We start from the raw sequence: 16,292 nt of genomic DNA, 5'->3' as shown, positions 1-16,292 counted from the left end.
AGCCATAATTACTGAACATGCCCGAAGACACTGAAAATTCTGAGAAAAAGCGGACGCGTAGTGCGCTCCGGCTCTGGGCAGGCGCATCGCAGCGCGCGGTCAGTCTGGGCCTTGCCTGCCAGATTCTGGCCATGGCCGGATGGATCGCCATCGCCTGGGGCATCGGCCACAGCGTTGCTGCCATCGCCGCTGGCCAGCCAGCCGGGCCGGGCCTGCCGGTCGCCGCTGCCGGCGTGCTGGTCCGGGGCATATCGGGCTGGCTGGGAGACCTTCTGCTCGCCCGCGCCGGACAGACCATGGTGAATGCAGCCCGGGCCGAGATTTTCGAAACCTTGTCAAAGGCCGGGGCCGGTTGGCTCGGCGGCGCTGACGCCGGCACCCGCACAGCACAGATCATCGACCGCACGGCAAAACTCGAAGGGTACGCCGCACGATGGCTGCCCGGCATGCGCCTCGCCGTCACCGGGCCCGTGATCATCCTGATTGCTGTCGCGACCCAGAGCTGGCTGTCCGCCGTGCTGCTGCTCGTGTCGGTCATGGTGCTGCCGGTGTTCATCTGGCTGACCGCCAGCGAGACCGCCGCCCGGGCCAAAGCCCAACAGGCCGCACTGGATGACCTGTCCGGCGCCTTCCAGTCCCGTGCGGCGCAGTCCGGCCTGATCCGGGCGTTTCGCGGGATCCGCCGTGAGACGGCCAGCCTTGAGGATGCCGCCCTCCAGCTACGCGACCGCACCATGGCCATCCTGCGCGTGGCTTTCCTGTCGACCGCCGTGCTGGAATTCTTCGCATCGGTCTCCATCGCGCTGGTCGCGGTCTATATCGGGTTCAAACTGCTCGGCGTTTTCCCGTTCGGCACCGGCGAAACCCTGACTTTGGCCGAAGGCCTCACCGCCCTGATCCTCGCGCCCGAATTCTTCAGCCCCATCCGCAAGCTCTCGAGCCTGCACCATGATCGTGCGGACGCCGCCGCAGCCGCCAGCATGCTGTCGGACTGGCTGGCCCATCGCAGCGATTTCCCGGTGACAAAACGGCCCCCGCTCGAAAGCGCCCCGGTGATCACATTCGATCAGACGGCCCTCGGCTGGGGCGATGGCAAAACAGCCGTCTCAGACCTTACCTTCAAAGCACTGCCCGGAAAGGTGACCACGCTGGCCGGGCCATCCGGATCGGGCAAGTCGACCGCCCTGCTCGCTCTGATTGGCCGGGCCCGGCTGACCGGTGGCGAGATTCGGGTGGACGCGCATACATTGCAACCCGGCGAAAGCCTTGCAGACTCCATCGCCTATATCGGCCAGACGCCGTGGCTTATGGAGGGTACGATCCGGGAGAACATCGCCATCGCCCGGCCTGACGCCGGACCGGATGAGATCAAGGATGCAGCGCGTCAGGCAGGTATTCTCGACTTCGCTGACGAGGGTCGCGGCGGGCTGGAACAGGACCTTGCCCGCTTCGGTGCCGGGCTTTCCGGCGGCCAGCGCCAGCGGATCGCCCTCGCCCGCGCACTTCTGCGCAACGCGCCGATTCTCCTGCTCGATGAGCCGACGGCGCACCTGGACCCGGACGCCGAGGAAGATTTTCTCCGCAAGCTGAAAGACCTGGCGACAGACCGCACACTTCTGGTCGCCAGCCATTCGGACACCCTGATCGCCGCATCTGATGAGGTGATATGGCTGCAGCCCCAACTCATGCCGGAGGATTCGGGATGCTGAAACTCTGGCGCCTTCTCGGCCGGCCGGGCAAAATCCGCTTTGGCCTCGCTTTGCTCCTGTCGGGCCTTGCCGGCGCATCGAGCATAGTCCTGCTCGGTTTGTCTGGCTGGTTCCTGACCGCAGCCGCCATCGCAGGCTCTGCCGGGGCGGGCTATGTCTTCAACCATCTCTACCCCAGCGCAGGCGTGCGCGGCGCAGCTTTCTCGCGCGTCCTCACGCGCTATGGCGAGCAGCTGGTTGGCCATGATGCGACACTCAGCCTGTCGGCCGTCCTCCGGCCGCAGCTCTTCGCCGCGAGCGCGTCGACCCAGCGCGGCTTCACCTCCATGCCCGCAAAAGACCTCAGCACGCTGATCGATGACGTCGACGCAGCAGAGGCCGGCTTTCTTCGTGTCTACAGCCCGGCCGCCGCGGTGATCGCCGGCATTGCCGTTGCGCTCGGATTTGTTTTTGCGAGCGACTGGATCAGCGGCCTTTTGGCATTGGCCGCTTTTCTGTGCACAGGCTGGGCGTTCCCGGCCATGGCCGTTCAACGCTCCCACCGCGCGGCCGACGCGAATGCCCGGCAGGCGGAACTGGCGCGGGAGCAAACCTCCCGCCTTGTCGAAAATGCAATAGAACTCGACATCCTCGGGGCCATGGGCCGTGAGACGCGCGTCGCGCAGGCGGCACTGGAAGAACAGGTCTCCGGCCGCGACGCGATTGAAGCGCCCTACCGCAATCTCGGCGCGTTCACGGCCACAGCTGGCCTTGCGCTGGCGCTGCTGGTCCTGTGGCGGGCCGCGGAGGCGCAATCCAGCATCGCGATGGCGACTGGCGCCGCGCTCGCCCTGATGGCCGCCTTTGAATCCACAGGTGCAATGTTGAAAGTCTTTGATGCCCGCGCCCGCTCCGGTGTGGCAGCCGAGCGCCTTGCCGCCCGCCTGCAACCGGCTGAAGCGAGCTGGGATCCACCACTGGAATCGGCGGCCTCTCTGGACAGCCTGTTTCCGCTTTCGGCAAATGGCCTGATGGCTCAGGCGGCGCCCAATGCGCCGATGATTGGCCCATTGAGTTTCACAGTCTCGCCGGGAACGCTGTTGCAGCTGATCGGTCCTTCCGGCAGCGGCAAAACAACCGTGGCCGAAGCCCTGATGCGCCTGCATCCTGTTTCACCCGGCATGCTGACGTACAATGGCGTCCCGGCAGAGACCACACGCATCGCAAGCGTTCTGGCCCATGTCGCGATCAGTCCGCAATTTCCGGCTTTCCTGCCCGGCACGCTGGCGGACCAGATGCGTCTCGCTGCGCCGGAAGCCACCGAGGACGAGATCTGGCGCACCTTGCGCATCGCCTGCGCCGACGCATTTGTTGCCGCCCGGCCCGAAGGTCTGGACATCATGTTCCACGAAGGCGATCTGCCATTCTCCGGCGGAGAGTTGCGCCGCATTGGACTCGCCCGCGCGCTGCTGGCCAAACCGGAGATCCTGATTCTGGACGAACCCTTCGCCGGCCTGGAGGCAGACCTCGCCCGGCGGCTTGCCGTGAACCTTGATACATGGGCGTCCGAGGCACCTCGCGCCCTGATCGCCCTGGCACACAAACCCCTGGATGTGGCTTTCGAGAAGCTTTCCTCCAGTGAAGTTCATATCCAGAGCTAAGAGGCTCAGACCTTTTCGACCCGCGCTTTCGCCCGGCGGACGTTCCACCAGACCAGAGCGATCACGGCCGGCACACTGATCGCCTGCAGGACCGGAACGCTTACAGCGAAGTGCGGTAGGGATTTTATCAGCACACCAATCAGGCCGACGACATAATAGGAAATCGCCGCAACTGAGAGACCTTCAACCGCTTGTCCAAGATGCACCTGCTGGCGTGCGCGCTTTTCCATAGAGACCAGCAGGGCCTGATTGTATTCCTGTGATGTCTGCTCCAGCCGGGTCCGCGCCAATGCCATCGCATCCGATAAAGTGGCGGAAACGTCGGATATCCGCCGGTCAAAAGCGCCAACGGTCTTGATGGCCGGTGCCAGGCGATGATCGACAAAGCCTTTCAGGGTTTGGCGCTGGCCGATCGGGGCTTCTGCCAGACTCGCCAAACGATCCGAGACAACATCGTAATACGCCTTGGATGCCGCGATGCGGTAACGGAGGCCTTCCCGCAAGGCGCCCACTTCTGCCAGCAATGCGGAAATTTCCCGGATCGACGCGGCAAGCGTCTCATCTTCAGATGAGCTCAAAGCGCGCATCGCCACACCGGTGCGGACTTCCAGCGACTGAAGCGCCGGTGTCGACTGCCGAACCACCGGCAAGCCCAAAAGCGCGGCCATCCGATAGGTTTCCAGATCAACCAGCCGTTTGACCAGACGCCCGCGTGCAAACGCATCCTCGAAGTTTCCGCTCAGCGTATATGTAACCATCTGATCGGCCCCGATCTGGAAATCGGTGGCAACCTCGACCCCGGTGAACCGCGCCATGCCGCCAAAGATCCGGCCTGGCCCGAAAACATCCGCAACACCTTCCCACCCGGCCGGCCGGACCAGCACGCGGGCGCCTGCCAGCTGTCGCCCCGGACACGTTCCGATCACGCGCAAGCTCTCGGCATCAGGCGGGCCATTGCCAAGCCATGTCACAGAAACAAATTCCGTATGACGCTCAATACGCAGTTGCCCCCCCGCCAACTCCAGCACCTTGTGCCGGCAAGCCGGATCATACGGCGTTTGCCAAGCTGCCGGGTCATCCGGCAAGTCGTACAGCACCCAGTTCCAGACTTCAGCGGATTCAAACTCGACGGCGAGCGGTGGACGCGCATGCGCCTCGGCCTGAATGTCGGCACGCTCTGCGCATTGCTCAAAGCCCGGCTGACCCGTTGTGTTCATCGAACACCTCCCCGGCCAGACCAAGGCATGACGCTGACTGGCCGTCAGTTCATTTTACGTTTTTGTAAATTGTAAATTGAGCTTTCGCCATGCGACGGATCGCGCGTCCTTGTGGCGATCAGGCTTTTCCCGAGTTCCGCATACGAATCAGGCGCCGAATGGCCAGCGATATCCCCGTATAAACGAGGACCATCCCGGCAATGGAGGCAAGCCCGGCAAGGGTTTGCCCAATCAAGCCATAGATCTCGCCGGTGTGCACGAAGCGAAGATACCGGCGGGCTTTCAATGCCGGGCTGGATGTGTCGCCAACGGGCGCCCCGATCAGACCGGATCCATCCCGCGCGACCGTAAGGCTCCGCTTTTTCGACGCCTGCGTGCCGTTGCCCCAATCGACAGACATTTCGAGCGTCGCAGCGTCCGGCTTCGGCAAGGTGATCGATACCCGGCGCCAATTGGGAAAGTCTTCCGTTGCCTGCGCAATCAATGAGTCGAGTGGCAGGATGTCACCGGTCAACATCGGCGGCGGCGCAGCGACTGCGACCCGTCCTTTTCCCTGCCCGCCTGGCGTTTCACCAAAGGCGGCGTACACAAGTTTGTTGGCCCAGCTGTAGGAAAAGACGGCGCCTGACACGATGATCAGGAACAGCGGCACGAAACTCCACGCCGCCAGGACATGGTGCCAGTTGTAGTGACGCGCCTTTGCATTCGGAAGGCCGCGCCGGAAGAAGAGTTGCGTTTTCACAAAGGGCCACTTCCATCTGCGCGGCCACCAAAGAACAATGCCCGAGATCAGTAGCGCCCCGAACACCAGGTTTGCCGCGCCATTTATGGCCGCGCCGACGTCGTTGCGCCCGCCTGTGAAGGCAAGCCAGCGATGGATTCGCATCACCCGGCCAAAGAAAGCTTCCATGCCTTCACCCGCACCCTCCAGCGTTTCACCCGTATACGGATCAAGCAGGACATTGTCCCGGCGCCCTTTGGAAAGCGTCGAGACATTACCTGTATTACGTTGAATTGTAAGAGTATTTCCCGGCGCTCCGCCAGCCGCCAATGCGGCATCTGCCAGAGCATCTACGCTGAGTGGCTCCGCCCCGGCCGGTGTCTCGACAGCAGCGTTCTGCGCGGCGGCCACCATTTGACGCTCATAGGTGAGCAATACGCCCGTCACCGACATCAAAAGGATAAACACGCCTGCAGCGAGGCCCATTGAAAAGTGTGCCCAGAAGAAAATACGCCGCATGATGCCAGCCCCTTTATTCGTCCGCCTGACAGATCAAACGGTCTGGCAGGAACAATCCGTCGGTGCTGACTGCACCAAACGGACATCCGGCGCCAGATGACAAAAAAACCCCCGGATCCGAAGATCCAGGGGTTTCTTTTGGGTGCGGGAGTAGGATTTGAACCTACGACCTTCAGGTTATGAGCCTGACGAGCTACCGGGCTGCTCCATCCCGCGTCAAACATGTTCGCTGCACTCTAGGCGGTGTCCCCCAAAATGCAAATCCGGCCCGCCAAAGGCTAAGGCCGGAGCAACTGCCGGCTTGCGGCAGATGTCGTCGTAAAGGAAAGAAATGTCTGCAAGATACTTGCTTTGTCTGGGCTCTGCGGACCCGGCAGCGACCTACTCTCCCACGCCTTGAGACGTAGTACCATTGGCGCAAGGGGACTTAACGACTGAGTTCGGGATGGGATCAGGTGGGGATCCCCTGCCATAACCACCGGGTCGGCGGAAACCAGACTGTTGCAAGTTTTGAAACCAATATGTCTTCTTGAGATCAGTGGCAGTTAAAGCGGATGCGCTTTCAACTACACACGAGTTTCTCGATCAAGCCTATCGAGCAATTAGTACCGGTTAGCTTCACGCCTCGCAGCGCTTCCACACCCGGCCTATCGACGTGCTGGTCTTGCACGGCTCTCAGGGATACCTGGTTTTGAGGTGGGTTTCCCGCTTAGATGCTTTCAGCGGTTATCCCGTCCACACATAGCTACCCTGCAATGCGGCTGGCGCCACAACAGGTCCACCAGAGGTGTGTTCATCCCGGTCCTCTCGTACTAGGGACAAATCCTCTCAAGTATCCAACACCCACGGCAGATAGGGACCAAACTGTCTCGCGACGTTCTGAACCCAGCTCACGTACCACTTTAATCGGCGAACAGCCGAACCCTTGGGACCTGCTCCAGCCCCAGGATGTGATGAGCCGACATCGAGGTGCCAAACGATGCCGTCGATATGGACTCTTGGGCATCATCAGCCTGTTATCCCCGGAGTACCTTTTATCCGTTGAGCGATGGCCCTTCCATTCGGGACCACCGGATCACTATGACCGACTTTCGTCTCTGCTCGCTCCGTCGAGCTCGCAGTCAGGCAGGCTTATGCCATTGCACTCATCGAGCGATGTCCGACCGCTCTGAGCCTACCATCGCGCGCCTCCGTTACTCTTTAGGAGGCGACCGCCCCAGTCAAACTACCCGCCACACAGGGTCCCGGCCCCATCCAGGGGCGCGGTTAGACATCAAAGAAATTAAGGGTGGTATTTCAAGGTTGGCTCCACTCCAGCTGGCGCCAAAGCTTCAAAGCCTCCCACCTATCCTACACATAAGTTCTTTAATGCCACTGTGAAGCTGTAGTAAAGGTTCACGGGGTCTTTCCGTCTGACCGCGGGTACCCCGCATCTTCACGGGGAATTCAATTTCGCTGAGTCTATGTTGGAGACAGTGGGGAAGTCGTTACGCCATTCGTGCAGGTCGGAACTTACCCGACAAGGAATTTCGCTACCTTAGGACCGTTATAGTTACGGCCGCCGTTCACCGGGGCTTCAATTCAAGGCTCTCACCTCTCCTTTTAACCTTCCGGCACCGGGCAGGCGTCAGACCCTATACGTCGCCTTGCGGCTTCGCAGAGCCCTGTGTTTTTGATAAACAGTCGCAACCCCCAGTTTTGTGCCCCTCAGACCTGGTTGCCCAGATTGAGGCCTCCTTCTCCCGAAGTTACGGAGGTAATTTGCCGAGTTCCTTCAACATAGTTCTCTCAAGCGCCTTGGTATGCTCTACCTGACCACCTGTGTCGGTTTCGGGTACGGTCTTAATGGGAGGCTATTTCCAGGAACTTCCAGGCTGCAGACCCAATCCAATAAGGGTCTACAACTTTCGAAATCCGTCACTCATCCCTTGGCCCACGAATATTAACGTGGTTCCCATCGGCTACGCCTTTCGGCCTTACCTTAGGGGCCGGCTAACCCTGCGCAGATTAGCTTTACGCAGGAACCCTTGGTCTTTCGGCGAGCGGGTCTCTCACCCGCTTTGTCGCTACTCATGTCAGCATTCTCACTTCCGATACCTCCAGCAAACCTCACGGTTCACCTTCGCAGGCTTACGGAACGCTCCGCTACCACTCTTTCGAGTCCGCAATTTCGGCGAATAACTTTAGTCCCGTTACATTTTCCGCGCAGAGGCGCTTGATCAGTGAGCTGTTACGCTTTCTTTAAAGGATGGCTGCTTCTAAGCCAACCTCCTGATTGTCTCAGCACCTCCACATCGTTTCGCACTTAGCTATTACTTAGGGGCCTTAATTGGCGGTCTGGGTTGTTTCCCTTTTCACGACGGACGTTAGCACCCGCCGTGTGTCTGCCACGCATAACTTCTGGGTATTCGGAGTTTGAGAAGGTTTGGTAATCCGGTGAGGACCCCTAGCCCATTCAGTGCTCTACCCCCCAGAGTCTAATCGTGACGCTCTACCTAAATAGATTTCGCGGAGAACCAGCTATCAGCAAGTTTGATTGGCCTTTCACCCCTAGGCACAGGTCATCCGAGAGCTTTTCAACGCTCAACGGTTCGGCCCTCCAGTGCGTGTTACCGCACCTTCAGCCTGCCCATACCTAGATCACTTGCCTTCGGGTCTAATGCTACGTACTCGGTCGCCCTATTCAGACTCGCTTTCGCTGTGCCTACACCTAACGGCTTAAGCTTGCACGCAACACTAAGTCGCTGACCCATTATACAAAAGGTACGATGTCACTCCGAAGAGCTCCATCAGCTTGTAGGCATCCGGTTTCAGGATCTGTTTCACTCCCCTCATCGGGGTTCTTTTCATCATTCCCTCACGGTACTTGTTCACTATCGGTCGGTAAGGAGTACTTAGGCTTGGAGGATGGTCCCCCCATGTTCAGACAGGATTTCACGTGTCCCGCCCTACTCTAAAAGGTCTTCATTGCACGGATACGGGGCTATCACCCACTATGGCGTACCTTTCCAGATACTTCTCCTTATTTCAGACCAGGCCTGGTCCGCGTTCGCTCGCCACTACTAACGGAGTCTCAATTGATGTCCTTTCCTCCGGGTACTTAGATGTTTCAATTCCCCGGGTTCGCTTTTTAACCCTATGTATTCAGGTTAAAATACCTCGCTATTGAAATGTCAGATACATCTTCCGCGAACGGAAGATTTATCCAACATCTCGGAGGTGGGTTTCCCCATTCAGAAATCACCGGATCAAAGGATGCTCTCGCCTCCCCGGTGCTTATCGCAGAGTGCCACGTCTTTCATCGCCTCTTACCGCCAAGACATCCCCCGGATGCCCTTTTGACGCTTGATCGTTTTTGAAACCCATGTGCAGTGGAAAACGCATACGCGAACCACCACATGGATCTCGATCAGACATGTTGGTTTCTTGCAGACTGACCCTTTGGATGATCGCCTTACGGCAATCATTTTATCGGCTGAAGCAACCAGGCCAGACCCAATGGGTCGAGCGGCATGGCTGCCGGATCAATCTTTCCCTTACGATGACAAATATCCCGGAGCTTGCTCCGGAAACGGACGTTCTTCTTTCGATCGTTGTAGCGCCATAAAGGCGATGGTGGAGCCAGACGGAGTCGAACCGACGACCTCCTGAATGCAAATCAGGCGCTCTCCCAACTGAGCTATGGCCCCGTAACCCCGGCTTCCCGCCAGGTCGCATGCCCTGCCCTGCGTTGCCGCAGGCTTCGATGGTGGGCCGAGGAAGAGTTGAACTTCCGACCTCACGCTTATCAGGCGTGCGCTCTAACCACCTGAGCTACCGGCCCGTGACTGGTCAGGGCCAGGCCCATCGCGGTCAAAGTCGAAGACAGGCGATAAAGCGCCCGCGGGGCTCGCTTAGTGCCCAGATCCGCAAAGTGCGGATCCAAACAACGAACGAAGGAAGAGAAACGGAGACGGCGCGATAGCCGCATATGTTTTGCTCCACAATGGGAGCTAATTTTAAGAAGCCTTGGAGTTCCGCGTGAGCAAAACAATCCAATGCATCCTTAGAAAGGAGGTGATCCAGCCGCAGGTTCCCCTACGGCTACCTTGTTACGACTTCATCCCAGTCACTGACCCTACCGTGGCCGCCTGCCTCCGAAGTTAGCACAGCGTCTTCGGGTAGAGCCAATTCCCATGATGTGACGGGCGGTGTGTACAAGGCCCGGGAACGTATTCACCGTGGCATGCTGATCCACGATTACTAGCGATTCCACCTTCATGCCCTCGAGTTGCAGAGGACAATCTGAACTGAGACAGCTTTTTGGGATTATCCCATTGTCACTGCCATTGTAGCACGTGTGTAGCCCTACCCGTAAGGGCCATGAGGACTTGACGTCATCCCCACCTTCCTCCGGCTTGCCACCGGCAGTTTCCTTAGAGTGCCCACCCAAACGTGATGGCAACTAAGGATGAGGGTTGCGCTCGTTGCGGGACTTAACCCAACATCTCACGACACGAGCTGACGACAGCCATGCAGCACCTGTCACCGATCCAGCCTAACTGAAGGAATCCATCTCTGGAAACCGCGATCGGGATGTCAAGGGTAGGTAAGGTTCTGCGCGTTGCTTCGAATTAAACCACATGCTCCACCGCTTGTGCGGGCCCCCGTCAATTTCTTTGAGTTTTAACCTTGCGGCCGTACTCCCCAGGCGGACAGCTTAATGCGTTAGCTGCGTCACCGACAGGCATGCCTGCCAACAACTAGCTGTCATCGTTTACGGTGTGGACTACCAGGGTATCTAATCCTGTTTGCTCCCCACACTTTCGCACCTCAGCGTCAGTATCAGTCCAGTTAGCCGCCTTCGCCACTGGTGTTCCACCGAATATCTACGAATTTCACCTCTACACTCGGTATTCCGCTAACCTCTCCTGAACTCCAGACTTCCAGTTTCAAATGCAGTTCCGAGGTTGAGCCCCGGGATTTCACATCTGACTTAAAAGTCCGCCTACGTGCGCTTTACGCCCAGTAATTCCGAACAACGCTAGCCCCCTTCGTATTACCGCGGCTGCTGGCACGAAGTTAGCCGGGGCTTCTTTACTAGGTACTGTCATTATCATCCCTAGCGAAAGAATTTTACAACCCTAAGGCCTTCATCATTCACGCGGCATGGCTGCATCAGGCTTTCGCCCATTGTGCAAGATTCCCCACTGCTGCCTCCCGTAGGAGTCTGGGCCGTGTCTCAGTCCCAGTGTGGCTGATCATCCTCTCAGACCAGCTATAGATCGTAGTCTTGGTAGGCCATTACCCCACCAACAAACTAATCTAACGCGGGCCGATCTTTCGCCGATAAATCTTTCCCCCGAAGGGCGTATACGGTATTACCACTCGTTTCCAAGAGCTATTCCGTAGCGAAAGGTACGTTCCCACGCGTTACTCACCCGTCTGCCACTATGTCGTTCGACTTGCATGTGTTAGGCCTGCCGCCAGCGTTCGTTCTGAGCCAGAATCAAACTCTCAAGTTGAGTGTTGATCTGACGAAACCATCCATTGGAATATGGACGGTTACTCAAGCTGTTAAGCATAAGTATTGCGTTCTTTTGACGAGAAACCCTTTGTCACTAAAGGACGGGCCGAAACCCATCCGATGGATATAAAGAATTTTCTCTCAAGAAACGCATCCGTCGTGATCGTATGAACCTGCCGTCGATTGCTCTCTGGCGAGGTTCGCAAGCCATCACGCCGCCTGCGTTTCTCTTCCTTAATCTCTTACGATGTCAAACAGCTGGAACCGGAGTTCCGAAGCCCTTCAGAAGCCTGCGGCTCCGTCCGGAAGTGGCGGCTTATATGGGCCGCCGAATTGCCCGTCAACACTCTTTTTTGCGCCTTCTGCAGTTTCCGGTGTGAACCGTGTAACCGCCGATTTTCCAGCACAAGAGACACTTTAGACCGACATGCGGCCCGGGGTGTCCGAGCGATCAGGTGGAACCGAAGTTCCGGGTCCGTCAGAAGGCCGAAACCTCATCAGGAAGCGGCGGCTTATATGGGCCACCGTTTTGCCCGTCAACACTCTTTTTCGCGCCTTCTGCAGTTACCGGTTTGAGCCGGGAAACCACTGAATTTTTAGCGCAAAAGACACTGTGGGCCGGCAACCGGCCCGGCATGTCCGAGCATTTCGAGGAACCGCATACATAACCCCTGTTCGGTGAAAGGCGCAAGCCTTTTTCTCATCACAGGGGCGCCATTTGCGGGCGCCGCGTCCGAAGCCCGAGGGCGTCTTCAGCGGAGGCCGGGAGATACTCAAGGCACGGGGTCGCCGCAACCCCCTTCTGCAGCAAATCGGAAGAAATAATGCGATTTCGCTGCAGACCGGCCATGCATTCTTGCCGGATTTGGAGTTCAAAAAGGCTAGTGCCTTGAAAAATCAGTATTGTGCCGAAAGATACGATTTCATCGCTTCGGCTTCCGCTTCTGTCTCGGCGATCTTCCATTTCACCAGATCGCCGATGGAAACGACGCCAATCAGGCGGTCATTCCGCATAACCGGCAGGTGTCTGACCCGCCGATCGGTCATCAATTGCATCGCTTCTTCCACATTTGTGGTCGACTCGATGGTGATGACGTCACGCGTCATCGCATCTCCGACGATGATTTTGAGTGCCGCCTCTCCGTTTCGGGCGACATGGCGGACAATATCACGCTCGGAAAGAACACCGACGATCTCTCCATCGTCACCCAGTGCCACCACCGCACCGATTCTTTTCTCGTCCAGAGTCCGGGCCGCGTCGGCCAGGCTCGAATCGGCCTTGATCGAGATTATTTCGCGCCCCTTGTCATTTAGGATCTGGTCTATTGTCATGCGCGTCCTCCTTTATTGACGGGCCGTTGACCGGCCTCGCCGTTACGGAAACCTACCATAAAGGAGTCTTCTGGGCGATCAGAATTGCGAACGGGGCCGCCGGGCGCGGTAAATCTGGAACGCTGCCGCCCCTGCCAGGAAGCCGCCCAGGTGCGCCTGCCAGCTGATTCTCGCCCCTATAAGGGAGGGCCCCATCAGCCACAGCGCCAGGTTCACGCCCGCGAAGAACAGGAAGACGGTCAGGAATCGCTTCGAAAGAATCCGCCCGCCGCGCCCTTCCTGTATCAGCACCCATGCCGCGAACAGGCCGCTGGCGCCGCCTGACGCGCCAATCAACGCCGTTCCGGCCGGATATTGCGTCACCAGATGACAGAGCGACCCGCCCGCCACAGACACCGCAAACACGACGAGGAAGGGAATCGCCCCGCTTTTGCGCCCTATAGAGAGAGACGCATGCACCAGCCGCCCGAAAATCACGATCAGCGCGGCGTTCAGGATCGCCCCCGCCCAGCCATCATGAAGCAACGCATCTGAAATAAAGGGGACCAGCGCCTCGACAGGGGAGCCGTAAGGCACTGCGCCGGGCGCCCCCTGCCCCACGGATGCCCAGAACCGGTCCGGCTGGAGGCTCGCCATCGACAGCATGTAGCCCTGCCAGCTGATGGGCGAAAACACGCGCACGGCGTGCGCCAGCACGATCAGGCCGGCAAGACCGGTCACCGCCGGCGGGGCTTCTATAATAGGCGGCGTCCTGGTTGCGCGCGTCACGGGGTGGGATCAGGCCTTATCTGCGGAACTCTTACCCGCGCAGGCTAGACGTCTGCACCGGCATTGGCCAGCGCGCGCTCGGCCTTCCCCGCGAAAAAAAAGCCCCGCCAAACGGCGGGGCTTTCCTCAAGTAATGTGCATCAGGGCTTAGAACGACTTGCGAACCGTCACGCCATAGGTCGCCGGCTGGCTCGGATAGCCGGAGAAGGACCCGAGCTGTGCCACGGACGGAAAGGCCGCCATGATGTATTGCTCGTCAAAGATGTTCCGTCCCCAGAACGTCACGTTGAGCCCGCTTTCGGAGGTAAAGCCGAGCGACGCGTTGAACAAATTGTATTCCCGCTTTTCTGCAATGATGGCCTGTTCGGCCGGATCATCGCGGTAAGTCGACGGGCCTTCATACTGCCAGTCACCCCGCACGAAGGCATCGAGGCCTTTGACGTTGAAGGTGTAGAGCGCCGACGCCGACGTGGAGACTTGAGAAATCCCCGCTGGTTTCGCACCGGAGATGTCCCCGGCCGACGAGTTCTTGAAGCTGTCATAGACAGGATCGAGGAACGTACCCGCAAAGCCGAGCGTCAGATTTTCGGTCGCGTTCCAGGTCGCATCGAGTTCGAGCCCCTGAGTCGATTGCTCACCGGCGTTTGCCAGCGCAAAGCCCGTGCCCGTGAAGATATTGGACTGGAAGCCTTTGATCTTCTGATCGAACACCGCGACGTTCACCGCAATCGTGTCCCACGCCCCTTTCAGGCCGACTTCGAACACTTCGGATTCTTCCGGCCCGGCAAACCGCGTCCCCGTCGTCAGGTTCGGCGGGTTAAGGCCAGCGGCAACAAGGTTCGAATAGCCGGTCGGTGTCGGACGGCTGTCTCGCGACAGGTTCCAGGACGATGCCTTGAAGCCCGTTGCATATGATGCGTACACGTTCATGTTGTCCGTGGCATCGTAAGCGAGGCGCAGCGTGTAGGTCGTGTCGTCGTCATTGGTCGACCCGCCTTCCACGGCATTCGGGAAGTCCACGAATTGCGGGAAGAACTGCAGCAGCTGCAGCTGGGACGTTGAACCCGCCGCCGTTGCCTGGATTGTCGCGAACACATCCGGATAGGCCGCGGCGAACGCGCCGATCTGGGCCGGGCTGGTCGGGTCCACACCGGCCTGCAGCAGAAGCGCCCCGGTGGCGACCTGCGAGATGAATGGCGAGAGCGGATCCAGATCGATCGCCGAGAACGTATCAGTCGACACGACGCGGCCATAGGCGTCCTTGTTGTCCTGCGTATAGTTCAGGCCGACCGTCGCTGTGAGGCGGTCAGTCATGTGGTAGTCGACCGTGCCGAACAGCGAGAACGCCGTGTTGTCCTGCCCGTAGGCCTCGGTCATGCCCTCGCCCGGCTGGAAGAAGAAGCCTTGCGGAACGCTGAAGACCAGCGGCTCAAGACCCGTGAGCAGGCCCTGCGACAGGAAGTCGATATAACCGCGGATGTCCTGACCGTAGAGGATCTGGTTCTCGATATCGACGGATTCATCGAAGTAGAAACCGCCGACCATCCAGTCCACCGCGCCGTCGCCATTCGACGTCAGGCGAATCTCCTGGGTGAAGGTGTCGATGTCGGTGTCGTTCGAGTTCCGGCTGAGCAGGTCCGCGCTGGTGAAGTCGGAATCCTGATCGGTCTTCAGCTTGGAGGACCGGTAGGCCGTGATCGAAGTCAGGTCGGCGAACCCGAACGCATAGTCGGCCTGTACCGACAAGCCGGAGTTCTCCACGTCATTCGTGGAGTCCAGGTTGCTGTAGACATTATAAGAGTACGGGTTTTCCGGATCGAGCTGGCCGCCGAGGGCGAAGATCGCCGGCCCGGTCATGCCGTTCACGACGTTCGCCACCACACAGCAGGTTTCGTCGATCTTGTCGAAGTCGCCGATAATGCGGAAACTCAGATCCTCGGTCGGCTCGATCAGCAGCTGGCCACGCACGCCCCAACGGTTGCGGTCGTTGATGTCGGCGCCGGTGTTGAGGTCATCAGCATAACCGTCGCGGGTATTGTAGTTGGCGCCGAGGCTGAACGCGACATTGTCGGAAATCGGTCCGGTCACATCACCCGCCACGCGGAGCATGTTGAAGTTGCCAACAGTGGCTTCGGCTGATCCGCCCCATTCATATTGCGGCTTCTCGGTGACGATCGAGATGACACCGGCGGACGCGTTCTTGCCGAACAGCGTCGATTGCGGGCCGCGCAGCACTTCGACACGCTGGATATTCGGCAGGTCGGAAATCTGGGCCGCAGACCGCGAGCGGTACACACCGTCGATGAAGACACCGACCGATGGCTCGATACCGGCATTGTTGTCGCCGTTGCCGAAGCCACGAATGATGAAGTTCGTGTTGGCGGAGGTCTGGTACTGGCCGATGCGCAGAGACGGAACGATCGATTGCAGGTCGTTCAGGTCAATGATCTCTGCCTGATCGATCACCGAACTGTCGACGACCGAGACAGCCACCGGGACATCCTGCAGCGTCTGCTCGCGCTTGGTGGCGGTGATGGTGACGGTTTGCAAAGTGCGCGACGACTCTTCGTCGCCGGTTTCCTGGGCGTGGGCCGGCACCTGGCTGGCGGCCAGTGCTGTCAGACCGACACCAAGGCTAAGAAAGGCTTTGAAGCCCGCACGTGAATAGGCATTGGATGTAGACACGAGGTCACTCTCCCTTTGGTTATAAATTTTGAAAGACTGCTGAAGTGAGTGGAGGAAACGCCAGTCTTTGCGAGTTTTCTCGCATGACTTTCGTATCCTTAAGGTTACCGGCGGCAAGGGATTCGCCTGAAAATCACTCCCAAAGTGGAAATCCGTTGCCGGAAAGTCACGAACTGCAAAAGACGCGCTGTCTTT

General features: G+C 58.9%; 7 protein-coding genes, 3 tRNA genes and 3 rRNA genes. 2 read left to right on the top strand and 11 right to left on the bottom strand.

The annotated features are described in order from the left end of the window. Positions 1-17 precede the first annotated feature (17 nt). Together cydD and HAD_RS09925 are read left to right on the top strand one after the other, a co-directional pair. Complete coding sequence (gene cydD / locus HAD_RS09930) at positions 18-1,709, top strand: thiol reductant ABC exporter subunit CydD (protein WP_051596095.1); 1,692 nt, start codon at positions 18-20, stop codon at positions 1,707-1,709. Further along, complete coding sequence (locus HAD_RS09925) at positions 1,703-3,349, top strand: ATP-binding cassette domain-containing protein (RefSeq protein ID WP_035570803.1); 1,647 nt, start codon at positions 1,703-1,705, stop codon at positions 3,347-3,349. The genes cydD and HAD_RS09925 overlap by 7 nt, the downstream gene beginning before the upstream one ends. 5 nt (positions 3,350-3,354) lie before the next feature. Here HAD_RS09925 and HAD_RS17975 read toward each other — a convergent pair whose 3' ends face one another. The 11 genes from HAD_RS17975 to HAD_RS09870 all read right to left on the bottom strand — a co-directional run bounded on the left by HAD_RS17975 (position 3,355) and on the right by HAD_RS09870 (position 16,097). Continuing rightward, positions 3,355-4,566 carry a DUF3422 domain-containing protein gene (locus HAD_RS17975; protein WP_051596094.1) on the bottom strand — a complete coding sequence of 404 codons (1,212 nt, stop codon included), beginning with the start codon at positions 4,564-4,566 and terminating at the stop codon, positions 3,355-3,357. A 118-nt stretch (positions 4,567-4,684) separates the two neighbouring features. Then, positions 4,685-5,806: a PepSY-associated TM helix domain-containing protein gene (locus HAD_RS09915; RefSeq protein ID WP_051596093.1), complete on the bottom strand. Its 1,122-nt coding sequence runs from the start codon at positions 5,804-5,806 to the stop codon at positions 4,685-4,687. A gap of 139 nt (positions 5,807-5,945) precedes the next feature. After that, positions 5,946-6,022: transfer RNA gene (locus tag HAD_RS09910), tRNA-Met, on the bottom strand. Positions 6,023-6,174: 152 nt separating this feature from the next. Beyond that, positions 6,175-6,289, bottom strand: a 5S ribosomal RNA gene (gene rrf / locus HAD_RS09905). A gap of 98 nt (positions 6,290-6,387) precedes the next feature. Further along, positions 6,388-9,157: ribosomal RNA gene (locus tag HAD_RS09900) — 23S ribosomal RNA — on the bottom strand. A 262-nt stretch (positions 9,158-9,419) separates the two neighbouring features. Then, positions 9,420-9,495, bottom strand: a tRNA-Ala gene (locus HAD_RS09895). Between the two features lie 57 nt (positions 9,496-9,552). Beyond that, a tRNA-Ile gene (locus HAD_RS09890) sits at positions 9,553-9,629 on the bottom strand. Positions 9,630-9,855: 226 nt separating this feature from the next. Next, a 16S ribosomal RNA gene (locus HAD_RS09885) occupies positions 9,856-11,310 on the bottom strand. Together the 16S, 23S and 5S rRNA genes with 3 tRNA genes alongside form the textbook arrangement of a ribosomal RNA operon. A gap of 899 nt (positions 11,311-12,209) precedes the next feature. After that, a complete protein-coding gene (locus tag HAD_RS09880) occupies positions 12,210-12,644 on the bottom strand; it encodes a CBS domain-containing protein (protein WP_035570801.1) in 435 nt (144 codons plus the stop codon). Between the two features lie 78 nt (positions 12,645-12,722). Beyond that, the gene (locus HAD_RS09875) at positions 12,723-13,364 is read right to left on the bottom strand and encodes a rhomboid family intramembrane serine protease (RefSeq protein WP_035570800.1); all 642 of its coding nucleotides are present in this window, start codon (positions 13,362-13,364) and stop codon (positions 12,723-12,725) included. A 195-nt stretch (positions 13,365-13,559) separates the two neighbouring features. Continuing rightward, entirely contained in the window at positions 13,560-16,097 is a 2,538-nt protein-coding gene (locus tag HAD_RS09870) for a TonB-dependent receptor (RefSeq protein WP_051596092.1), read from the bottom strand. Positions 16,098-16,292 lie beyond the last annotated feature (195 nt).

Source organism: Hyphomonas adhaerens MHS-3, from assembly GCF_000685235.1.
Classification (GTDB): domain Bacteria; phylum Pseudomonadota; class Alphaproteobacteria; order Caulobacterales; family Hyphomonadaceae; genus Hyphomonas; species Hyphomonas adhaerens.
Note: the sequence above shows the minus strand (reverse complement) of the source record. Positions and strands in the feature narration are given on the sequence as shown.

What these genes read in the sequence shown, in the direction of transcription:
- HAD_RS09880 (WP_035570801.1), bottom strand. Translation starts at nt 12,644, where the DNA reads ATGACAATAGACCAGATCCTAAATGACAAGGGGCGCGAAATAATCTCG.
- HAD_RS17975 (WP_051596094.1), bottom strand. Translation starts at nt 4,566, where the DNA reads ATGAACACAACGGGTCAGCCGGGCTTTGAGCAATGCGCAGAGCGTGCC.
- HAD_RS09925 (WP_035570803.1), top strand. Translation starts at nt 1,703, where the DNA reads ATGCTGAAACTCTGGCGCCTTCTCGGCCGGCCGGGCAAAATCCGCTTT.
- cydD (WP_051596095.1), top strand. Translation starts at nt 18, where the DNA reads ATGCCCGAAGACACTGAAAATTCTGAGAAAAAGCGGACGCGTAGTGCG.
- HAD_RS09915 (WP_051596093.1), bottom strand. Translation starts at nt 5,806, where the DNA reads ATGCGGCGTATTTTCTTCTGGGCACACTTTTCAATGGGCCTCGCTGCA.